The organism is Sphingomonas sp. P3_C5 (assembly GCF_056402635.1).
Genome location: NZ_JBFUHA010000008.1, coordinates 115,127 through 135,962 on the forward strand (window position 1 = coordinate 115,127; position 20,836 = coordinate 135,962).

Genomic DNA, 20,836 nt, shown 5'->3' on the forward strand with positions numbered 1-20,836 from the left:
CGCGGCACGACCGGTGTTGGAAAAGAAAAGATCAGGCGCGAAGAGGCGCCGGCCGCATCACTCGCGCGGCTTGTCCAGATACAGCGGGATCGCGGCAAAAAATGCCGAGCCGACATGGATGCTGTGGAAAATGCTGGCCGCAGGCGACTGCCACCCACCGGCCAGCGCCAGATGGGCGCGCACCGCACGTGCTGGCATGGCCCGCGCAGCCGCCGTCTGTGCACCGGCGACATAGGCCTGATGCACCTGCGCCTCGGGCGCCCGCACGCCTGAGATCGCGCCGGTCAGCGCGGACAGGAGAGCAGAAAGGAAGAGCAGCAGTTCCATTGGTCTGGCGCATGTAGTGTGCCCGATGCGCTCCGTCTATCCTGAACAGATCAGCGAGCGCCGATCACGGCGCGGGCTCGGCGACAAGTCCCATATAAAAGCTGGCGGCACGAGCCTGGGGCGCGGCACCTGTCGCATCAAGAAACGGCCCGATCGGATTGTTACAGAGATCGTCCTCGCCCCCGACTGACTCGATCACCCTGCAGTGAACCATCTTGCCGTCTGCCGCGATGTCGAAATGAACCCAGCTGTGGATATCGATCAGCCGCAGCCGCCGGGCCCGCAGGGGAGTGAACACMGGGTCACCGTCCATAGTCAGCGCGGCCTGGGCGGTGATCACCACAGCGCGCCCGCGCAGCTTTGCCAGCTGCGGCATTTTCAGCAACGCGTCGCTCGCGTTCGGGCTGCACGCGTCGTGATCGCCCTCGCTCGGCGCCGCGCCATTCAGGTCTGTCTTGCACGATATTTTCTTGCCGGTGGCGGAGACCCGCATCGTGGCGGTAATTGCATAGGATTTTGCCAGCATGGGTTGGGAATAGGATCCTGCCGAGGCTGGATCACTATCCTCGAGTTCCCAGCGTATGGCCTGTCTAACCCGTCCGGGCACGCCGACACCGAATTCATCCTGAGCCGGCATGAACCGCCCGCGCATCAGTACGCGGCAGCTCGGCGCGTCGAAATCCGACGGAACGTTCGCCCATTCGATCGCGCAGTCGCCGGCCTGCCCGTCAGCCCCAACCGCGACGGCGGCGATCTCCCTGCCCTGGATCTCGGCGCGGCGCATCGCTTGGGGATAATCCTCCTCACTGATCGTGACCGAGCCCGGAACAAGGCTCGCCTCCTTTGGCGACACGCCCCGCACCAGCGCGACGCCTGGGGCGCGCCACTCGATCTTGATCGGCAACGGCCATGGATAATCGTTCATCGCCCTGGCGAACCGGAGCTTCGCACCAAGCGCGCATGCCGGACCCGTAAAGGCCGGATTGACGGGTGCCGACCGGATTCGGCAGGCCGTGACTTCGCCTTTGCGATCAATCGTCAGGTTGACGGTAGCGCTGTCCTCGATCCGGGCCTTGCGAAGCTCCTTGGGATAGAATTTGTCGAGTTTCGGCTGCTTCACCATGGCCAGATCGAGCGGAGCGGTGAGCACCGGCACGGACGGCGGCGGCGGCGACGGCGTGCGGATGATCGGTGCCGGCGGCGGGGCCAGAGGCACTCTCGGGACAGAAATCATTGGTGGCGGGCTCACCACAACGCGCGGCGGCGGCGGGCTCCGGTGCCGTGCCTTTGGGTGCGATCCGGGCGGCGGCTGAAGCCCCGCCAGCAGCAGCGTCATCAAAACCATGCGATCTTCTCCCCCCGAACCGCCACAGCATCTCGCAAAGGCGGAACCTGCGTGCAAGCGCCGGTCACGACTTCACAGTTCCCGGAGATGGCGCCGCCAGCGCATCCCCGGACCTTGTGGGCCGCCACCATCCATTGGCTATTCGTCGGTCAGCGTCCATGTGACGCCCGGTATGAAATATGTCCCGGCAACCGCGTCACCCGACGCTGTACGCGCCGGTTTGAATCGCGCGTTCCGAAGTGCGATTTCGCATGTGCCGGCATCAAGCAAGGAAAAGCCGCTGCTCAAGGTCACTTCACACGCAACCGCCTTGCCGGTGGGGTCGACTGACAGGGTGATGGCGACTTTCCCTGACTGCCTGGCCTGTCGCGCTGCCGGTGGATAATCACGGGCGCTGAACCAATCCGGCGGAATGCCGATCGGCGTCACCCTCGCCTCCTTATTCTTCGCAGCGTGTGCGCTCGCTATCGGCAATGCCGCAGCGGAAAGCGCTGCCACCGCCGAACACAATGCGAAGAGCCCGGTCCACAAGGTCGGAAAGCGCGCGTTTGCGATCGCGGCGGACTGTGTCGAGGGCATCAATGTATCGACCATTTGACGCCTGGAAGGGTGAAGCTCGAGGCAATCGGCTTTCCCGTTATGTCATTCGCCGGTTTGAAACGCCCCCGCTCCAGCGCCAATTCGCAGGTTTTGGCGTCCAGTGTCGGATAGCCACTGCTTTCGGCGATACGGCACTTTGTTGGCACGCCCAGCTCATCGATATCGAGCGTGATCACCACCCGACCTTGCTCGCCACGGAGGCGGGATGCAGCCGGATAGTCGTTCTGGCTGAACCAGCTTCCCACACGGGAATCCCGCTTGAACTCCGACGCCAACCATTCTGTTCGCATCCCGGCGGCCTCCGGCAAGACCCAGTTCACCCTTTTCGACCAGGTTCCAGCCACGGGCTTTCCAGCCGCGTTTAGCGCCGGGGCAAACCGCCCCCGGGTTCGCATCAGCTCACAGGTCGCCGCGTCGAGGTCCGCATTGCCGCTGCTTTGGCGGATGGTGCAGCCGGTAACCGCACCTGTGTCATTCAAGCTCACGGTGAATTCGACAAGGCCGCTCGCACCGGCCGCCTTCGCGACCGCCGGATAGTCGGCAATCCCGATCCACGCACCCGGATTTTCCTTCGGCATCGCCTGAGGTTTCCCGGTCTTCGCGTCGATCGCGCCGACGGCTTGAACTTGTCCGGCGCTGCAGGCGGATTGTATCGGAGGCCACAAAGCCATGGCCGGGAAAGCCATGACGAACAGGAACATCTTGCACGGAATCGCTCGCACGCTACGGCCCCCAATTACCCAAGCAACAAAGGCCTCAAGGTTAGATCGGGCAAGATAGAATGTCGAATGATCGTTCTCCCCTGGCTCCCGCCACATTCCCGTCTCTTCCCGCCATCGCCGGCGTCACGCTCCGCATCGCCCGCGCGCGCTACAAGACATGGGATCGGTGCGACCTTACCTTCGTCACGCTCGATCCCGGCACCAGCGTCGCGGGGGTGCTGACCCAGAGCCGCTGCCCCTCGCCCGAAGTCGAATGGTGCCGCAAGGCGCTGACGCTTGGCGAAGCGCGCGCGCTGGTGGTCAATGCCGGCAACTCCAACGCCTTCACCGGCGATCGCGGCCGCGCGGCGGTCGAGGCGATTGCGGCGCGGGCAGCTGGCCATATCGGCTGCCAGCCCTCCGACGTCTTCGTCGCCTCGACCGGCGTGATTGGCGTGCCCTTGCCGATCGACAAGGCCGAGGCCGGCCTCGACACCGCCTTCACCGCCACGCCGTGCGGCTGGGAGGATGCCGCCGCCACGATCATGACCACCGACACCTTCGCCAAGGCAGCCGTCACCAGCGCGGTGATCGGCGACCGCACGGTGAACCTCGTCGGCATCATCAAGGGATCGGGGATGATCATGCCCGATATGGCGACGATGCTCGGCTTCATCTTCACCGACGCCGCGGTCGAACCCGCTTTCCTCCAGGCAGCGCTCGCCGATGCCAATGTGAAGAGCTTCTCCTGCATCACCGTCGACAGCGACACCTCGACCAGCGACACAGTGCTTGCTTTCGCGACCGGCCAGGCAGGCAATACCCCCCTCGCCTCGCCCGACGATGCCGGCGCCGACGCCTTCCGCGCCGCGCTCGCCGATCTCTGCCTCCAGCTCGCCCATCTCGTCGTTCGCGATGGCGAGGGCGCGTCGAAGTTCATCACCATCGAGGTCACAGGCGCCGAGAGCAACCGCAGTGCGCACCGCATTGCCCTGTCGATCGCCAATTCGCCGCTCGTGAAGACGGCGATCGCCGGCGAGGACGCCAATTGGGGCCGCGTGGTCATGGCGATCGGCAAGGCAGGCGAACCCGCTGAGCGCGACCGGCTCGCGATCCGCTTCGGTGAAACCCAGGTCGCGCGCGATGGCCTCGCGGTGAAGGGTTATGACGAAGCGCCGGTGGCAGCGCACCTCAAGGGCAGCGAGATCGATATCGGTGTCGATCTCGGCCTTGGCGACGGCCGCGCGACCGTCTGGACCTGCGACCTCACCCATGGCTACATCGCGATCAATGCCGATTATCGAAGCTGAAGACGCGAGCTGGACCGGCGGCTGCGCTTGCGGCGCGATCCGCTATCGGCTTACCTCGGAGCCGTTCGACGCCGGCTGGTGCCATTGCCGCACTTGCCAGCTCAATTCGGGCAGCCCGGCCATGGCCTTCGCGACCGTGCCAATCGGGGATTGGCACTATGAACTGGGATCGGATCTGGTCGGCACCTTCAAGTCGAGCGATTTCGGCCATCGCTGCTTCTGCACGAGGTGCGGCACGCCACTGTTTATGCGGGTCGACCACCAGGCCGAGACGCTGGATTTCAGCATCGCCACGCTCGACAAGCCCGATCGCGTGGTGCCCGAGTTCCACATCTTCTACGCCGACCACATCGCCTGGGCGCCTGCCGCGGATTCACTCCCGCGCCATGATCATTTCAGGCCCGATACGCGTGGGCTTGCGGCGGGCCAGACCGAGCCGCCGGGCGAATAAACACTGATGATGATCGACTGAGTTGGCGGCGGAGCCCGACCGGGCCCCGCCGCCCTTTTCAGACTATTCCATGCGCTTGACGAAGCAATCCTTCAGCGCTTTCTTCTGCTTGCCCTTGGGCAGTGCCGCAGCCGCCGTTTGGCACTTGCCAATAGGGGTGTTCGCCTGTGCCGCCGCCATCGCGGCCTTGTCGTCGTACGAAGCCGCCAGATGACCGTCGGCAGTGAATTGCACGGGTTGGGCGATCTGACCCATCAGTTCACGGCCCATCGGCACCCGGGCGCGCTTGCCGGTGATGAAGCCCGCGAAAACGCCGACGGCGATGATGCCGACGCCGGTCGCGATCGTATTGCCTTCGCCTTCCTGACGATAGTCGCCGGAGACCGGGATGTGTCGGCCATCGAGATTGATGTAGCGCAGCGAGAACTCAAGCTTGCCGGACTTGCCGAAAGCGCCCTTGCCGGTCCGCCACGTAACCTCGCCCGCTGCCGGCGTGCCGCGCGGAATTACAATCGTGTCGCCGACCTTGACGTCGTTCAGCACGGTCAACGGGAAGGTGTCGCCTTCCTTGTCGACGCTGCTGTTGACTTCTTTGGACACAACCAGCGTGATCGGTATACCGCTGCTCAGGCTCAGCATTCCGGCTTCCGAAGCGCCGGCAGCCTGCGCCGTCGCAGGTTGCGCCGCGACGGTGAGCGCCGACAAAGGCGTAGAAACGAGCGCGGCGATGGCCGCGCCAAGACGCAGAGATTTATGCACTTTCAGTCCCCCTAAAGATTTATGCCCCGCCGCGAAGGCTAGGCTGAGATCGTATGTTCGACAAGCTAAATCGGTGCTTTGGAGCGCCCACCACCGAACGAACACATTGTTTAAGGACGATATCGCGCTGCTTGACCTGCACGCGCGCCCGGCGCATCAGCCCGCCGTCGCATTCAGGCGACATAGCGACAGGAGGCCGTCATGCCACGCATCGACCAATTTGCCGACCTGCCCTGCTTTCGAGGTCAGCTCGAAGCGGCGTAAGGGATATCCCTCCGAGACGAACGTGAAGCCGGGCTTCCGCTTCGTTCACGGCGATATCGAACTCATCGAAAAACTCGGCCGCAAAGATCTCTGCCCGTGCGGGTCGGGGAGAAGATTTCAAGGCGTGCTGCCTGGCCGGCGGCCGGTTTCGACGGCGCCGAACGCCATGATTATTATCGGTGAGCCAACGCCCCTCTTCCGGTGGGAGAGGGGCAACAGCTCGCGTGAGACTGCCCCTGAGCGGCGCGTTGCTCCCGGCGAGCCTACCCTCGAGTCGGAGTTGGTGCAGTATTAGCAGCCGTTGGAGTCGACCAGGAAAGTCTGCGCCTTTCCGCGGGAAGTGGGCTCCCAGCCCGCCGCCAGCGCCGCACGCACGCAATTGGCGGCTATCGCATTGTTGATCTGCGGACGCCGACGGTGTTGCGAGCCATTCCCGGAACGCGGCATGGGAAACTCCAGCACTGCCTCCCGCTGTTCACCCGTTTGACGCACCGAGACCGTCATTCCCCGCCAGCCATCGGCGTGGCACCACTGCGGCTCACGTTGCAGAGCCCATTCATATTCGAGGCCATCGACCTCAATAGTGCCAGCGAGATCGCGGGTGTGAAGCATGGCGCTATCATACTCATGCTGCGACCGCTTTCCACCGGGCAAAGTCATTGCGTCCAACCGAATGCGTGGGTCCGCTCAGCTCCCCTACCGGCCGTCCCCGATCCTGAAGCTCTCGAGCAGCCACTCGCCCCGCCGCTTGACCAAATTGAAGTAGACGGTCGGGTCCTCAAGGACGATTTTTTCGCGTGTGGGGCTGGCTTTGATCGTCTTGAGTTCCTCGGCGAACAGCGACGTCGGGATCTCGCGAACAAGCTTTCTCGCCACTGCGTCGGAAGCGCAGTAGCCGCGCAGCGCGCGATAATCATGAGCTCGCGCGTGCTGGATGGCGCTGTTCACTACGACCAGGTCCGGAGAGTTGTAGATTCGGCCGAGAAAGCGTGGATCGTCCCCCGACAGGTCGAAGGAATCGGCGGCGCAAAGGGTTGGATTGTCCCAGGTATCGACGGCCGAGAAGAAGCAATAGGGCAGTTGGATGGTTTTGCCCCTCGTACTGAACTTGCCCACGCGCTTCGATGCGTCGCTTATCCCCTCAGCGCCTTCGATCTTTATGATTTGCGTGTCCCCGTTTTCGGCGCTCCATTCGTAGCCATTATAGTCTTCACCGATAGAGCCAGCGCAGCCGGAGCGCCAAACCTTCGCCAGGAAGCGCACACGTCCGCTCGGACCTCGGTGCAGAGGAAAGAGATCGATTCCACTAGCGCGGAGGCCTGGGTCGATAAAGTGGACCGCCCGCCACTTCGTGCCTGGATCAACGGCGGAATACTTACCGAGGTAGTAGGAGCCGAACAGGACTAGCCTGGCCTGGTCGCGATAGGACATGCGGACGAGGAGGGCCGGGCGCAAGGTCGACACTTCAAAGTGGAAGCGTTCCTCGGAAGGCCAGCTCTTGTTGATCTCCGAGCTGGAATGCTCGACCTCGATCAGGGCTGATCTGGCACGGGATTCGGCCTCGGAAGTCTCGGCCGCGACGGGCCCGTTCAATCGGTCGGCCACTAGCTCCTCGACGGTGCTGAACAGCAGATCTTCAGACTGATGGATATCGGTCGATACCGACGGAACGGGCTCGCTGCACTCGTCTGGAGCGGCGGCCGCCATTTTTCGGAGCAAATCCTGGTGCTTCAGCGGTGTGGTGCTGGCCGAGATGGCACCCGGCGAGATAGTCCCTATGAGGGGAAGCAGGATCGCGAAAGCTAACAAGGCCGGCCGCATTGCAGAGCGCAATTTCATGGGAGTGACCTCGGTGGGAGCGCGCAAGATCTTGTTTTGGAGAGGATACTATGACGCGAATTCCGGCGTCCGCAATCCACTCTGAGGGTGCGCGTCGGCTCTAAACCTCATCCCCAACATCCCGGATTCCCCACCGAGCCCGATCGCGTATCGACGACGATCTCCTCCACATAGGGATCATGCGCGTCATACGCCGCCTCATCCCACTCCCGCCGCTTCGCCGCCCGTTCCTGCGCGTCGCGCTCGATCGCGTTGAAGATCGCCAGCTGCGCCCGCTTCTGCTCATCGGGAATTCATATTCGACCGGGCGGTCTGCCTGGCCCGACGCTGCCGTCCGTCCCGTCGCGTGATTCAAACTTATCTGCGGTCATGTCAGTTCTCTCCGATGATGAAGAACTGCGTAAAAGCCGATTTCACGCTGCCGTTGAATCAAGCCACCCTGTTCGGTGAAGGCCGCTCCCTGTTAATTCCAACACGCCTCCCTGTTATTTCCAACAGGTCTCCCTGTTATCGAATAACAGGGAGAATGGCATTCAAGCTACTGATCAGAAAGGAGAATATCTCCAACAAAATAGCCAAAAACGGCCCGAAAAGTTTTTTCTTCCCTGTTCTTTCCCTGTTCCGTACCGATAACAGGGAGAAACCGCCGTTTTTCGAGGCGTCACCGAAACCGTTCAATAGACGCACGGACGCGGCGCTGGTCCGCTCGAAGAGTCGATTCGCGCGGAGACCCGGAGGCGCAGAGTATGGGGCGAACGGGCGGGTCCCATGCAGAGCCGCCGCCAATCCGTCCGCGATGAGAATGAAAGAGAGGCCCTCCTCCCGCGCGACATCTCTGCGCTTCCGTGCCTTCGCGAACATCAACCCGGCCCGACAAGACGCGACCGGCCCGATCGGACCGGCCGCCAGAGATCAGACCGCTACGCCAGCAGGCCCATCGGACGAGAGCGCCCCGTGGTCAGGCGAGCTCACCTTCGAGCCAGGCCTTGATCTGGCTCTTGGGCCCCGAGCCGACCTTGGTTGCGGCGGGTGCGCCGTTCTTGAACAGGATCATCGTCGGGATGCCGCGCACGCCATATCGCGCCGGGGCATCAGGGTTGTCGTCGATATTGATCTTGGCGATCGTCACCTGCTCGCCAAGCTCGTCGGAAATCTCTTCCAGGCTCGGGCCGATCTGCTTGCACGGCCCGCACCATTCCGCCCAGAAGTCGACCAGCACCGGCGTGTCGGAGTTGAGGACGTCGCTCTGGAAGCTGTCGTCGGTGATCTTCTTGGTCGCCATGGTAATCTCCTGTGTTGGAGATCAATCTAGGGACAGCCGCCCCAACCCTCAAGCGCGCCGTTCACAGCTTTACTGCGCGGCGACATAGCCGGGCTTGTGCGCGTCCATAAGGGTACGGGGCAGCACCAGCAGCACCGGCGCGGCCGTATAGAGCAGCGCCGCCTCGATAGTCCGACCGGGGAAGATCACCCCGAGCGCTTCTACATAGGCCGCCATCTGGCGCATATGATAGGGTGGGATGTCGGCCGGTGTCGCCGGCACCTGGCGCCCGGTCTTGAAGTCGACCACCTGGATCCGATCCGGCGTGACGAGCAGCCGGTCGACCGTGCCCGAGACGACCACTCCCTCCCCCACCACTGCGGCGATCGGCGCTTCGGCGAGCGACTCCGGTCCGAACAGGCCAGCAAAGCGCGGATCGTTGAGCACCCCCAGCACGGTCCGGCTGATCTCCTCCCGCACGGCCGGCTCGGCGATGGCGCCGACCGTCTCCAGCCAGCGATCCGCCGCCGCAACGCGCTGCTCGCCCGGCACCGCAGGCAGGCGTTCGAACAGCGCATGGACCAACCGCCCCCGTTCGGCGGCGGCGCGCAGTGCCGGCGAAGGCGGCGGATCGGCCACCTCATCCTCGCCCAGCGACGATGGCGCAAGCGGACGCGGCGGACGCGCCTCGACCGGCGCTGGCCGCGCGGCCCAATCCGGCAGTGCCTCATCCGCGACCGTCTCCGCCAGCCTCCGCGACGACGCAGCGACAGGACGCTGCGGCACGATCCCGCTAAAGCTCCGCGCCTCGGGCGATGGCGGGACACCAAGTGCGGTCATCGCGCGGTCGGCGGCGGCATACCAGCTCGACGGCGGGGGCTCGCCCTTGGCCAGCGGCCCAAGCGCACCGGCGATCACCAGCCGCTCCTCGGCCCGCGTCGCCGCGACATAGAAGAGGCGCCAATGCTCCTCGAGCTCGCGCTGCGCATCGTCATCGATCACCGGCCCAAGCGGCCCGCCACGCTCGCTGGCGCGCGGCCGGAAGATCGGCAGCTCGAAGCCCAGGTCTCTCAGCGGCCACTTCAACATCGAGCGCGGCGAACGGGTCGGGTCCACCGCCGCGTCCGCAAGGATAACCAGCGGCGCCTGCAGCCCCTTGGCGCCATGCGCGGTCATCACCCGCACGGCGTCGAGAGGTGCCGACGGATCGCGCTTGATCTCGACATCGCCGCGATCGAACCAGTCGAGGAAGCGCTGCAGCGAAGGGGTGCCGAGCGACTCGAAATCGAGCGCCGCGTTGAGCAGCTCCTCGATCGGGTCCCGCGCCTCATGCCCCAGCCGCCGGATCAGCCTGCGCCGGCCGTCGAGCGGGCCGGACAGGATCTCCTCGAGGAACCGGTAAGGCGTAGCGATATCGGCCCGGTCGAGCATCCGGTGGAGCGGATCGAGCGCCTCGCGCGGCAGCGTGCGCGAAAGGTGCCGCCACAGGCTACCACTCTCGCGCGGCGCCGTTTCCATCAACCGCTCCTGGCTCCACCCGATCAGCGGCGAGACCAACAGGCTGGCCAGCGACAGATCGTCCTCGGGCTGGAGCACGAAGCGGATCGCGGCGAGCAGGTCCTGCACGGCGAGCGGCGCGTTCAATCGCAGCCGATCCACCCCCGCGACCGGCACGCCCTCGGCGTAGAGCCGCGCGACGATCAGCGAGGCAAGCTCGCCGCGCCGCTTGACCAGGATCATCACATCCTCAGGGTTCAGCACCCGCCCCCGGCTTTCGAGCATCAGCGTGCCGACCCATGCCTTGATCTGTTTGGCGATCTGGCTGGCCAGCGCGCGGGTCGAATCCGCGATCCAACCCTCCTCATCCTCCTCGCTGCCTCCGGCGATCGTCAGCGGCCACAGCGTCACGGTGCCCGGACCCGGCACCTCGCTCGCATGTGGCTCGCGCTCGGCAATCGCGCCAAGGCCCGGATCGGGAATCGCCTCGATCGCCGCATCGACGAACTCGAGCACCGGCCGCGTCGAGCGAAAGCTATGGGTAAGCGACAGCCGGTCGAACCTCTGCCCTTCCGCAAGGTCGCTGAAATGCCGCTCCGCCGCCTGGAAATAGATCGGATGCGTGCCCTGAAAGCCGAAGATCGCCTGTTTGTAATCGCCGACCGTAAACAGCGTCCGCAGTCGCTCGTCATGCGAACCAAGCCCGGCAAAGAACTCGTCGGCCAGCGCCCGGATGATCGACCATTGCTCGGGATTGGTATCCTGCGCCTCGTCGATCAGGATATGCTCAGTCACCTGGTCGAGCTTGTAGCGCACCCAGTCGCCCATGCCGGGCTGGGCGAGCAGATCGATCGTGGCGCGGATCAGATCGTCGAAATCGACCCCGCCGACCCGACGCTTGGCCTGTGCATAAGCCGCCGCATAGTCGCGCCCGACATCGAGCGCGTCGGCAAGCAGATCGGCGTAAACGGCACGAACGCGAAGATCGAGCAGCTCGGCGCAATAGCCGTAAAGGCCGGTCGCCAGCCCGGCATAATCCTCGTCCTGCGGTGCCTGCCCCTTGGCGAACGACCGCATCTCGCCATCCTGCCGCGCCCAGACGGTGTGGAGTTCAGCCAGCGCCGCGGCGCGCTCCGCCACCGGCTTCTCGAGCCAGCCATAGATGAGGGCGGACCGCGCAAGGCCGTTCTTCGTCGCCCAGCCGCTGTTCATCCCGCCGATCGCGTCGAGCGCTTCATGATCAAACGCATCATCCCCGCACTGGGACACGATATAGCCTTCGATATCCCCGCTCGGCAGGTCGAGCTGGCGCCGGATAAAGGGTCTGATCCCCTCGCCATGCGGCAATTCCGCCATCGCCGCGGGCGCCCGGGCACAGGCACGCAGGAAGTTCTCCGCCTCGCCCTCGCCGAGCCTCACGCTCAGCCGGCCGACCGTCTCGATCGGCTTCACCCGCCCCTGACGATCCGCCTCGACCAGCATCTCCGCCAGCGCCTCGCGCGCCAGCACCGACTCTTCGCGCGCTTCGAGCGGCCGGAACCCCGGCATCAGCCCCGCCTCCACCGGAAAGGCGGCAAGCAGGCCCTGGCAGAAGCCATGAATCGTCTGGATGCGAAGCCCCCCGCCCGGCGCGTCGAGCACCTTGGCGAACAGCGTGCGCGCATAGGCGATCAGGCGCGGATCGAAATGGTCCTCGCCAAGAGCGAACAGGTCCTTCTTCAGGTCTGGCTCATCCATCCGCACCCAGGCGGCGAGCCGCGTGCTGATCCGCCCCGCCATCTCGGCCGCGCCGGCCTTGGTGAAGGTGAGGCACAGGATCGCGCCCGGATCGACTCCGCGCAGCAGCAGCCTGAACACCCGCGCGGTCAGCACCTGCGTCTTGCCGGTGCCTGCCGATGCCGAGAGCCAGACATGCGCGTCTGGTGCGCTCGCCAGCGCCTGGTTGCCAGTCAGGCGCGGGAGCGCGCTTCTATCCCCGCTCACGGCCATACCATTCGTCGCGCCGCATCAGCTGGTCATATTCGGCGTAGGGCGCATATTCGGGGTGGAGCTTGGCGGTGAAAGCCTCGCTCCCGGTCAGCCACGCCGCCACCGCCTCGGTGAAGTGATGGGCGGCGAGCGCGGTGAAGTCCTCGGGTGGAACCTTGTCGCCCTTCCCCGCCGGATCGACCGGCGAGGTGATATAGCCGAAGCTGTCATTGCGCTTGCCAAGCGACCAATATTCGAAGCCCCGCGCATCGCCCCTGATGCCGTCATAACCGCCCCGCTCGGCGATCAGCCCGAGCAGCCCGAGCTGCAGGCTGAACCCAGCCCGGACCGCGGCCGGCGAAGGCGGCTTCCCGGTCTTGTAATCGATCACCGCCAGCGATCCGTCAGGCAGGCGATCGATGCGATCGAACTTGCCGCTCAGCGTCACCCCGGCGATGGGGATCTTCCCCTCCCGCTCGACCGCCAGCACCTGTCGTCCGGCGGCCGCACCGCGCGCGATCTCGGCGGCGATCCAGTCGATCGCCTCCATCAGGCGCGGCTGCCACAAGGCGCGCATCATCGGATGCGTCCGCTCGTCCGCCAGCATCGCGAGCGCACGCGGGCGCAGTGCCTCGGGACGGCAATCATCCTCCCGCGCCCAGCGTTCGAGCACATCGTGCACCGCCGTCCCGCGCCAGGCAGCGCTCGGATCGGCGTCGACCGGGTCGAGCGGTTGCAGCTTCAGGATGCGCTTGGCGTAGAAGGCATAAGGATCCGCTTTCAGCCGATCGACATCGGTAACCGCGATCCGCGTCGGTCGGAGGATAGCTGGCGGCGACGGCGCGGGCTGGCGTTCCGGCTTGTGCTCGCCCGGATCATCCAGCGCCCGTGTCCAGCGCTCAAGCCCTCGCGCGCGTTCGAAACGTTCGCCGGCAAGTGCCTGAAGGCGCAGCCAGAAGCGCGAGGCAATCGCCGGCTGGCTCGCATCGCGCCGCGCCCGGGTGATCAGCGCCAGCGGCGCGCCCAGCGCGCCGGCAAGATCATGCGCCGAAACCCCAACCCGGCGCTCGAGCCCCGGCAAACCCAGTTCCGCCCGAATCCGCGGCGCGAGCCACGGGTCCGGCGCCGGCTGCCCGGGCCAGGTGCCTTCGTTGAGCCCACCAAGGATCATCAGATCGGCAGTCTGCAGCCGCGCCTCGATCAGACCGTAGATCGCAAGGCGCGGGTGACCACCCTGCGGCGGCCGCACGGCGACTTCGTCCATCAGCGTCTTGAGCAAAGGTGCGAGACTGGCCGGATCGACACTCGCTGGCCCTGCTCCAGCCTCCGCCTCAAGGTCGGCGAGCAGTTCGGACGCAGCCCGACCCGCGGGGCCACTCCACAGGGTATCGCCGCACAGCGCCTGCGCCGTCTCGCGCAATGCCGCCAACAGCGTGCCGAGCGGCTGCGGACCGCCCTCGAATACTGCCTCGATCGGCGCCAGCAGATCACGCGCCTCTGGCCACCATGCAGCCGCTTCGGCACGCCGCTTACGCTCGCGCTCAGGTGGATTTGCAAGGTGAGCGTCGATCCCGCCCAGCCCCGGCGCTGGGCGAGGCCCACGCAGCACGCGATCAAGCGTGCGTGCGCCATCAAGCCACGCCCCGCGCGCATCGCCGAAGCGGACCAGCGGGTGCTTGAGCAGGGTCAGCAAGGCAAGTGGGGCGAAGCGCTGCGTCGCCGCTTCGGCCAGCGCGGTCAGCAGCGTGCCCGAGGGCAGGATCGAAAGCGGCCGCCCCGCAGAATCGTCAATCTCGATCCCCCAGCGCGCAGCATGTGCTGCGACCCGTCGAGCAAGGCCGCGATCAGGTGTAACAAGCGCCGCGGTGCGCCCCGGCGTCTCGAGCACCTCGCGCAGCGCCAGCGCAATCGCCTGCGCTTCCTCGGCCGGCGTAGCGAGTTCAGCCGCAGCGATACCGGCCAGACGGCGATCCTCAGCCGCGAGCGACGTCCATTTGCCCGTGACCTCAGCCGGCGCCAGCGCATTGGCAATCGCCCGCCCACGCGCTGCGGTCGCATCATGCCCGCCGCCATCGCGCCACGTATCGAACTCCGCGCGGTTCACGCTCATCCGCTCGAGCAGCAGCTTCAGATGGAACTGCGGGTGGGTCTCGATCGCGCGGCGGCGATACCCCGTCACCGGATCAGGATCATGCGGGCCGAGCGCCTGCCACTCCTCGTCGTCCATCGCGGTCGCGAGATCGGCAAGGACGACCATGCCCTGCGGCAGCTCCGAAACGCACCGCATCAACCGCGCCACCGCCGGCGCTGAATCGGTGATGCCCGCGGCACAGACAAAGCCCGGCGGCGGCGTATCACGCCAGCGCCGCGCCAGCCGGTCGAGCAATCGTGCGCGGCGCTCGGCAAGGTCGATCCTGCCGAGCCGTTTCAGCTCCTGCGGCCAGCGATCGAGCACGATGCCGAACAGCGCCAGCGCCCGGCGCCAATGGTCCGACAGCTCCTCGCTCAGTTCGAGATCCCGCAGCCGCGCCGGCGCCACTTCCTCGACCAGCAACTGATCGAGCGTCCGCGCAAGATCGCCCGCCAGCCTCACCGCCTCCGCCGCATCCACCGGCTGGCTGCTCTTCAAGCGCTCCTCGGCAACGAGCCGGGCAAGGATCATCCGGCGCTGGAGCGGCGGCACTGCCGGCGGCACCGGATCATGATCGTCGGCCGGGTCGAGCGCCGCCCCCGCCGCCTCGTCGAGTCCGGGATCCCCGATTGCGACGAGGCGCGGCAGCAGCAACCCGCCCTCGCTCGCGCGCACGAACGCATCGGTCATCGCCCTTTTGGCGCGGTTGTTGGGCAGCAGCACCAGTCCGCGCGCCAGCCCCAGCGGCTCGCCGGCAAAGCGCCGGATCAGCCCGGCGGCCAGCGCATCAGCGAACGCCCGATGCGCGGGGATGGTGAAGAGCTGAGGCTTGCTCCGGTCAGCCATCCGCCAGCATTGCCTCGGTCCTGCCGATGGCTTCAGGCGTTCCGACATCGAACCACAGGCCCTGATGGACAAGGCCGTAAGCACGCCCGGCCTCGATCGCTCGGTCCCAGAAGATATTGGTCGAGAAAGGACCTTCGGGCCAGTCAGCGATCACGCGCGGCGAGAGGATCTGGACACCGGTATAGACGAACGGCGCGGGCCGGCCCGGCTGGCGGCGCTTGGTGATCCGGCCATCGGGCGCGAGGTGGAAATCGCCCTGCCCGCCATGATTATGTGCCTGCGCGAGCGGCACGAGCAGCAGCAGCGCGTCCATCGCCGCATCGTCCCAGCGCGCGCCGAGCAGCCGGATCGCGTCGGCCGGGCCATCGACCCAGAGATTGTCGCTGTTGACGACGATAAAGGGCTTGTCGCCGAGCAGGTCGCGCGCCTGAACGATCCCGCCGCCGGTTTCCATCAGCTGGCTGCGCTCGTCCGACACCTGAATCTCGATGCCTTTGACCCGGTTGTCGAGATGCGCCTCGAGCGCGTCGGCGAGATAATGGACATTGACGACGGCGCGCTTCACGCCGGCCGAGCGCAGGCGGTTGAAGACATGGTCGATCAGCGCCTTGCCCGCGACCTCGACCAGCGGCTTGGGACGGGTCGCGGTGAGCGGGCGCATGCGCTTGCCGAGCCCCGCCGCCATCACCATCGCCGTTTCAGGAACCACGCCGCCTGGATCGGGCCGGATTGCAAGGGTGCGCTTGGTGGTCATTGGCCGGAAATCACCATTGGGTCGCCGCGCAGATGCGGGGGGATATTGGCATCGAACCACGCCTTGACCGGGGCGAGCGCCGGGTGAGCAAGATCATGCTCCAGATAGCGCCACACGCGCGGGCAGAGTGTCGGGTAGCGCGTCTTGCCGTCACGCTTCCACAGCCGCGTGAAGATGCCGATGATCTTCGCGTTCCGCTGCGCGCCAAGGACATGATAGGCGTTGTCGAACTCCGGCCCCGCGCCGGTGATCGCCTTGTAGCGATCGAGCATCGCCGCCTCGAGCGCGGGATCGACATCGCGCCGCGCATCCTGCAGCAGCGAGACGAGGTCATAAGAAGGATGCCCGGCCAGCGCGTCCTGGAAATCGAGCAGTCCGAGCGCATTACTGCCGTCGATCAGCATCAGATTTTCGGCATGATAGTCACGCAGCACCGTCACCTGGCGGCCGGACAACGCTGCATCGAACACCGCATCCCATGCCGCGGCGTAGCCGGCGACATCGGGTTCGATACCGACGGCCGGGCAATACCATTCCGTCAGCAGATCAGCCTCGCGGTGGAGCACCGCGCGATCATAAGGCGGCACTGGACCTGCCTCATGCTCATGGAGCCGCACCAGCACATCGATCGCAGCTTCATACAGAGTGCGCTCGCGGTCAGCCTCGGCATCGGCGGTCTCGCGAAGGCGGATGTCACCGAAATCCTCGATCAGCACCAGGCCTTGGTCGAGATCGCTGGCGTGGATCGCCGGTGCGGCAAAACCGCGTTCGACGAGCCAGCGCGCGATCGCGATGAAGGGGCGCGGGTCCTCATGCGGCGGCGGCGCATCCATCAGGATCGCGCTGCGCCCGGGCGCCACGACGCGAAAATAGCGCCGGAACGAGGCATCGCCCGCTACCGGCAGGATGTCCGCGCCGGCCCAGCCATGCGCGGCCAGGAATTCGGCCGCGGCGGCCGGTGGAATCATATCTGTCGCCATCGCGCCTTCCATGGCGCCGGGACCTCGGCTGTCAAGGCGCGGCTGCCATCCAGTTCGATCGAAAGGCTCAGCGCCAGCGCATCAGGCCACAGACCGGGCGCTCGCTCGGGCCATTCGACGATCAGCAGCGAATCGGCCAGCGCCTCATCGAGCCCCAGTTCCTCGATCTCGTCCGGGTCCTCGATCCGATACAGATCGACATGGAGCACCGGGATGCGGACCTCGGGCGGCGCATAAGGCTGGACGATCGCAAAGCTCGGGCTCGGCGCCTCGCCCGCAAGGCCAAGCGCCGCGAGCAGGCCCCGCGCGACGCTCGTCTTGCCGGCGCCGAGCGGGCCGGCGAGCGTGACGATATCGCCAGGCGCGACCAGCGCGGCGAGGCGCGCGCCAAGCGCATGCGTCGCTTCTGCGTCGGCCAATATCATGGGGTGGCTCAATATCCGACCAGCAACATGTCGAGCGCGCCCATGATCACACCCTGCTCGTGTTCCAACGAATCGACGCGGCTGCCAACCAGGCTCTTCCTGATCGCGGAAGCATATTGCGTCATCATTACGACCTTCTCCCCGTCGACGCTGAAGACTGGATTGAGCCTGCCAGCCGGCTTGGGCGCGGCCTCGAACAGGAACAGGGGCACGGTGAATCGCGTATCGAGATCGCCAAGCAGATCGGACTGGCAGTCGAGAAGGAACCCGCGCGCACCGCTTCGCCGATAAACATCGAAACGCGCCATCAGAAAAGGCGATACTTCTCGAGCGGCAAACCGTGCTCCGCAACATAGGCGTTCGACGCCTCGATCGCCTCACGATTCTCCTCCTTCCAGCGCCGGTTTCGCTCGGCGCGGATTGCCTCGCTCAATCCCTGCTCGCAGGCGCGTGAGATGTTGATGCCGAGTTCCTTCGCGTCCTCGATCATCGCGGAATCGAGCGAAATATTGGTGGGGCGCCGAAACGGGGCCTTTGCTTCACGAACACTGGACCGGGGCATTCACACCTCCATATCATGCGCATATGATATGCGCATGAATTAGCACAAGCAAGCTAATGCCGCGGTAAGTTCACCGTAATGAACGTCCCCTCGCCTGGCTCCGACACCAGCGAGATCGTGCCGCCATGCGCCTCGACAAATTGCTTGGCGAGCGGCAGCCCGAGACCGAGCGCCCGCTCGCCGCTGCGCGTCACGCCGGGTTGGGCGAAGCGGTCGAATGCGTGCTCGACCGCATCGGCGCTCATCCCGGCACCATCATCTGACACCACGATCCGCGCCGCAGCGGCGGTGCCGTCGGTGTGGAGCAGAATGCGCCCCGCCTCGTTCGAACCGCCGACCGCGTGGCGCAGGAGATGCTCGATCACCTGGCGGAGCCGCAGCGCATCGCCCTTCATGCTGCCGGTCGACGGCAGCACTTCGACCGCGAAGTCGAGCTTCTTGCGCCGGGCGAGCGGCTGAAGCGCTTCCGCCGCCGCCCGCGCCGTCGCTTCGAGATCGACCTCGAGCATCTCGATCGCGGGGGTCTTGCCGTCATGCTGGGTCAGATCGAGCACCTCGTCGACCAGCAGCCCGAGCCGCTCGACCGATTCCATGATCGCATCGACATAGGAATGCGCGTCCTTGCTCAGCTTTCCGGCATAGCCTTCGCTCAGCATCTCAGCGAACCCGCTGATCGAGGTCAGCGGGGTGCGCAGCTCGTAACTCATATTGGCGACGAACGCGGTCTTGATCTGGTCGGCCGCCTCGAGCGCTTCGTTGCGGTCGCGCAGTGCGCGTTCGATCCGCTGGCTGTCGGAAATGTCGAACATCGTGAACAGGCCATTGCCATCGGGCAAAGGCACCGCGGCAAGCTCGAAGAAGCGGCCGTCGGTGAATTCGAGCTGCCCGCCGCGCTGCGCCCGCTCGACCGTGGCGGCACGCACGAGATCGGCAATGAGGGTCGCCCGCGCCGGCTTGGCGAGTTGGCGCGACGCCGCTTCGGCAAGTGCATCGACGCGCGGGTGCGTCGCGAGGAAATCCTCGTCAAAGCCCCAGAGCGCACGGAACTTGTTGTTCCACAGCTGCAGCCGGCCATCGGCCGCGAACACGCCCAGCGCCTCGTAGAGATTGTCGAAGGTCGCGGTCCGCACCCGCAGCAGCGTGTCGCGGGCGCTGGCGAGCTGGACCTGTTCGGTGCGGTCCTCGAAGATCAGCAACAGGCCGCCATCGGGCAGCGGTTGCGCCACGACGCGCAGATGCACGCCCCCCGGCAGATGCCAATTCTCCTCCATCGCCCCGCCGGCGGCGAGGAACCAGTCGCGGCGCTCAGCCTTCCAGCCCGGAAAATCGCGCACCTCGGGCAGGCGATTGGCCTCGCGCATCCGCTCGAGCACGCGGTCGAATTCAGGACGGTCGGCGAGCCATTCGCTCTTCATGGCGAACAGGCGGCGAAAGGGCTGGTTGCAGAAGACGAGCGTGCGATCGGCCGCGAACTGAACGACGCCCGCCGACAGCCGGTCGAGCATTGCGCGCTGGGCATCGGCGAAACGCTTGATCCCGCTGCGTGCCTGTTCGAGATCCTCGATATCGACCGAGAAGCCAGCGACCCCGCCCGCCGGCAGCGGCACATCATAGACACGCAGCATCCGCCGCGCACCCTTGATCGTCGCCGGCATCGCCTGCATCTGCGGTTTGCCGGTATCGCGCGCGACCACCGCGCTGGCGAGCGGCCCGCCAATACCCGATCCTTCGACAAGCTCGAGACCGCGCCGCACGACATCGGCTGAATCGGAGCCCTCGACTGCCTCGACATAGGCCGTATTGACCATGGCAAGCCGCAGATCGGGCCCGCGATACCACATCGGCATCGGTGCCGCTTCGATCAGCCCGGTCAGCGCCTCGAACGCGGCGCGGGCCTCGGCGCCCTCATCGGCAAGCCGGGCAATCTCCGCCTCGCTCTCTGTCGCGTCGAACACCCACAGGATGACGCCGCCCGGCGCCTGCAGATCTCGCGAGGCACGGGCGCCGCGGATCATCAATGCCCGCGACGATCCCTGCGCCCGAACGGCCCGTGCAAAGGGCTGACCCGCCTTTTGCGCCGCCGTGACATCCGCCGCCAGCGCCCGGGCGTCGGCTGCCGTCAGCCCGGTATCCCGCCCCGCCAGATCATCGAGATAGCGCGGCGGCGGCGAAAGCCCGAACCAGTCGGCAAGCCGGTCCGGCAGCTCGAGCCGCCCGTCCGCGCGCACCACCATCGCCAGTGCGGGTGCCGAGGCCACCAGCGCCTCGAGCCGGGCATTGGCGGCAAGCGTAACGGCGACGTCGCGACGTGCCCGGATGCCCAGATACATCATCCAGCCGGACGCGCCGATCAACAGCGCCAGTACGGCGCCTGCGATCACCGCCGCCAGCTCGACGCTATCCTGCACGTCGCCTCGCGTGCGCCTGCGCCACGCCTGCACTGCTTGTGTTCATGCTCAATCCTTAGGCCAATAGATCAGCGCAGGGGAAGCGGGCCGACAGCATCTCGCGCCAAAAAAAGGGCCCGGCGTGCAGCCGCGCGCGAATTCAGGCCAGACGGGATTACATCAAAGGAGCAGGCGCCTCCCTTTTGACGGCCCGCAGTGCCGATATGACCAATTTCAGTCACGGGTTGAATCACGTGCGCGTGTTCGCGGCGGAAATGTTGGACGTGTGACATAATTCGGTGCGGATTTCGGGTGCTGGAAGGGGCTATTACGAGGGGAATGCACGGGAAACCGAGCGCCGCTGTTGGAGAGTTTTGTCACACCTATCGGGGGGCTGTCACAACCAGGGCTTGAGGCGAGGCAGGTGGG

Annotated in this window: 18 protein-coding genes; 2 read left to right on the forward strand and 16 right to left on the reverse strand. The window is 65.9% G+C overall.

The window, feature by feature from the left end; translation table 11 throughout:
- Positions 1-57: 57 nt before the first annotated feature.
- The 4 genes from AC1DVS_RS19205 to AC1DVS_RS19220 all read right to left on the reverse strand — a co-directional run bounded on the left by AC1DVS_RS19205 (position 58) and on the right by AC1DVS_RS19220 (position 2,973).
- Positions 58-327: a hypothetical protein gene (locus tag AC1DVS_RS19205; RefSeq protein ID WP_478025527.1), complete on the reverse strand. Its 270-nt coding sequence runs from the start codon at positions 325-327 to the stop codon at positions 58-60.
- 64 nt (positions 328-391) lie between these two features.
- Positions 392-1,672: an energy transducer TonB gene (locus AC1DVS_RS19210; protein WP_478025528.1), complete on the reverse strand. Its 1,281-nt coding sequence runs from the start codon at positions 1,670-1,672 to the stop codon at positions 392-394.
- A 138-nt stretch (positions 1,673-1,810) separates the two neighbouring features.
- Complete coding sequence (locus tag AC1DVS_RS19215) at positions 1,811-2,266, reverse strand: energy transducer TonB (RefSeq protein WP_478025529.1); 456 nt, start codon at positions 2,264-2,266, stop codon at positions 1,811-1,813.
- Entirely contained in the window at positions 2,251-2,973 is a 723-nt protein-coding gene (locus tag AC1DVS_RS19220; RefSeq protein WP_478025530.1) for an energy transducer TonB, read from the reverse strand. Before AC1DVS_RS19220 ends, AC1DVS_RS19215 begins: the two co-directional genes overlap by 16 nt.
- An 80-nt stretch (positions 2,974-3,053) precedes the next feature.
- Between AC1DVS_RS19220 and argJ the strand changes: the two genes are divergently transcribed.
- Complete coding sequence (gene argJ / locus AC1DVS_RS19225) at positions 3,054-4,283, forward strand: bifunctional glutamate N-acetyltransferase/amino-acid acetyltransferase ArgJ (RefSeq protein WP_478025531.1); 1,230 nt, start codon at positions 3,054-3,056, stop codon at positions 4,281-4,283.
- Positions 4,264-4,734, forward strand: a complete 471-nt coding sequence (locus AC1DVS_RS19230; protein WP_478025532.1) for a GFA family protein — start codon at positions 4,264-4,266, stop codon at positions 4,732-4,734. Before argJ ends, AC1DVS_RS19230 begins: the two co-directional genes overlap by 20 nt.
- A gap of 63 nt (positions 4,735-4,797) precedes the next feature.
- Here AC1DVS_RS19230 and AC1DVS_RS19235 read toward each other — a convergent pair whose 3' ends face one another.
- The 12 genes from AC1DVS_RS19235 to AC1DVS_RS19290 form a co-directional block, all read right to left on the reverse strand.
- Positions 4,798-5,439 carry a hypothetical protein gene (locus AC1DVS_RS19235; RefSeq protein WP_478025533.1) on the reverse strand — a complete coding sequence of 214 codons (642 nt, stop codon included), beginning with the start codon at positions 5,437-5,439 and terminating at the stop codon, positions 4,798-4,800.
- A 609-nt stretch (positions 5,440-6,048) separates the two neighbouring features.
- A complete protein-coding gene (locus AC1DVS_RS19240; RefSeq protein WP_478025534.1) occupies positions 6,049-6,369 on the reverse strand; it encodes a hypothetical protein in 321 nt (106 codons plus the stop codon).
- An 84-nt stretch (positions 6,370-6,453) separates the two neighbouring features.
- A complete protein-coding gene (locus AC1DVS_RS19245; RefSeq protein WP_478025535.1) occupies positions 6,454-7,578 on the reverse strand; it encodes a hypothetical protein in 1,125 nt (374 codons plus the stop codon).
- 976 nt (positions 7,579-8,554) lie between these two features.
- The gene (gene trxA, locus AC1DVS_RS19250; RefSeq protein ID WP_478025536.1) at positions 8,555-8,878 is read right to left on the reverse strand and encodes a thioredoxin TrxA; all 324 of its coding nucleotides are present in this window, start codon (positions 8,876-8,878) and stop codon (positions 8,555-8,557) included.
- A 69-nt stretch (positions 8,879-8,947) separates the two neighbouring features.
- Positions 8,948-12,343 (reverse strand): double-strand break repair helicase AddA, encoded by a 3,396-nt coding sequence (addA, locus tag AC1DVS_RS19255; RefSeq protein WP_478025537.1) that lies wholly within the window; start codon positions 12,341-12,343, stop codon positions 8,948-8,950.
- Positions 12,324-15,299 carry a double-strand break repair protein AddB gene (gene addB / locus AC1DVS_RS19260; RefSeq protein WP_478025538.1) on the reverse strand — a complete coding sequence of 992 codons (2,976 nt, stop codon included), beginning with the start codon at positions 15,297-15,299 and terminating at the stop codon, positions 12,324-12,326. Before addB ends, addA begins: the two co-directional genes overlap by 20 nt.
- Entirely contained in the window at positions 15,292-16,053 is a 762-nt protein-coding gene (locus tag AC1DVS_RS19265; RefSeq protein WP_478025539.1) for a nucleotidyltransferase family protein, read from the reverse strand. The genes addB and AC1DVS_RS19265 overlap by 8 nt, the downstream gene beginning before the upstream one ends.
- Positions 16,050-17,033, reverse strand: coding sequence for an aminoglycoside phosphotransferase family protein (locus AC1DVS_RS19270; protein ID WP_478025540.1), 984 nt, complete (start codon positions 17,031-17,033; stop codon positions 16,050-16,052). The genes AC1DVS_RS19265 and AC1DVS_RS19270 overlap by 4 nt, the downstream gene beginning before the upstream one ends.
- Positions 17,018-17,458 (reverse strand): tRNA (adenosine(37)-N6)-threonylcarbamoyltransferase complex ATPase subunit type 1 TsaE, encoded by a 441-nt coding sequence (gene tsaE, locus AC1DVS_RS19275; protein ID WP_478025541.1) that lies wholly within the window; start codon positions 17,456-17,458, stop codon positions 17,018-17,020. Before tsaE ends, AC1DVS_RS19270 begins: the two co-directional genes overlap by 16 nt.
- 8 nt (positions 17,459-17,466) lie before the next feature.
- The gene (locus tag AC1DVS_RS19280; protein WP_478025542.1) at positions 17,467-17,766 is read right to left on the reverse strand and encodes a CcdB family protein; all 300 of its coding nucleotides are present in this window, start codon (positions 17,764-17,766) and stop codon (positions 17,467-17,469) included.
- Positions 17,766-18,020, reverse strand: coding sequence for a type II toxin-antitoxin system CcdA family antitoxin (locus AC1DVS_RS19285; RefSeq protein WP_478025543.1), 255 nt, complete (start codon positions 18,018-18,020; stop codon positions 17,766-17,768). The genes AC1DVS_RS19280 and AC1DVS_RS19285 overlap by 1 nt, the downstream gene beginning before the upstream one ends.
- 53 nt (positions 18,021-18,073) lie before the next feature.
- Entirely contained in the window at positions 18,074-20,350 is a 2,277-nt protein-coding gene (locus tag AC1DVS_RS19290; RefSeq protein WP_478025714.1) for a sensor histidine kinase, read from the reverse strand.
- Positions 20,351-20,836 lie beyond the last annotated feature (486 nt).

Excerpts from the sequence above, each read along its gene's own strand:
- AC1DVS_RS19205 (WP_478025527.1), bottom strand. The coding sequence starts at position 327 with ATGGAACTGCTGCTCTTCCTTTCTGCTCTCCTGTCCGCGCTGACCGGC.
- AC1DVS_RS19215 (WP_478025529.1), bottom strand. The coding sequence starts at position 2,266 with ATGGTCGATACATTGATGCCCTCGACACAGTCCGCCGCGATCGCAAAC.
- AC1DVS_RS19220 (WP_478025530.1), bottom strand. The coding sequence starts at position 2,973 with ATGTTCCTGTTCGTCATGGCTTTCCCGGCCATGGCTTTGTGGCCTCCG.
- argJ (WP_478025531.1), top strand. The coding sequence starts at position 3,054 with ATGTCGAATGATCGTTCTCCCCTGGCTCCCGCCACATTCCCGTCTCTT.
- AC1DVS_RS19230 (WP_478025532.1), top strand. The coding sequence starts at position 4,264 with ATGCCGATTATCGAAGCTGAAGACGCGAGCTGGACCGGCGGCTGCGCT.
- AC1DVS_RS19240 (WP_478025534.1), bottom strand. The coding sequence starts at position 6,369 with ATGCTTCACACCCGCGATCTCGCTGGCACTATTGAGGTCGATGGCCTC.
- AC1DVS_RS19245 (WP_478025535.1), bottom strand. The coding sequence starts at position 7,578 with ATGCGGCCGGCCTTGTTAGCTTTCGCGATCCTGCTTCCCCTCATAGGG.
- trxA (WP_478025536.1), bottom strand. The coding sequence starts at position 8,878 with ATGGCGACCAAGAAGATCACCGACGACAGCTTCCAGAGCGACGTCCTC.
- addA (WP_478025537.1), bottom strand. The coding sequence starts at position 12,343 with ATGGCCGTGAGCGGGGATAGAAGCGCGCTCCCGCGCCTGACTGGCAAC.
- addB (WP_478025538.1), bottom strand. The coding sequence starts at position 15,299 with ATGGCTGACCGGAGCAAGCCTCAGCTCTTCACCATCCCCGCGCATCGG.
- AC1DVS_RS19265 (WP_478025539.1), bottom strand. The coding sequence starts at position 16,053 with ATGACCACCAAGCGCACCCTTGCAATCCGGCCCGATCCAGGCGGCGTG.
- AC1DVS_RS19270 (WP_478025540.1), bottom strand. The coding sequence starts at position 17,033 with ATGGCGACAGATATGATTCCACCGGCCGCCGCGGCCGAATTCCTGGCC.
- tsaE (WP_478025541.1), bottom strand. The coding sequence starts at position 17,458 with ATGATATTGGCCGACGCAGAAGCGACGCATGCGCTTGGCGCGCGCCTC.
- AC1DVS_RS19280 (WP_478025542.1), bottom strand. The coding sequence starts at position 17,766 with ATGGCGCGTTTCGATGTTTATCGGCGAAGCGGTGCGCGCGGGTTCCTT.
- AC1DVS_RS19285 (WP_478025543.1), bottom strand. The coding sequence starts at position 18,020 with ATGCCCCGGTCCAGTGTTCGTGAAGCAAAGGCCCCGTTTCGGCGCCCC.
- AC1DVS_RS19290 (WP_478025714.1), bottom strand. The coding sequence starts at position 20,350 with ATGTATCTGGGCATCCGGGCACGTCGCGACGTCGCCGTTACGCTTGCC.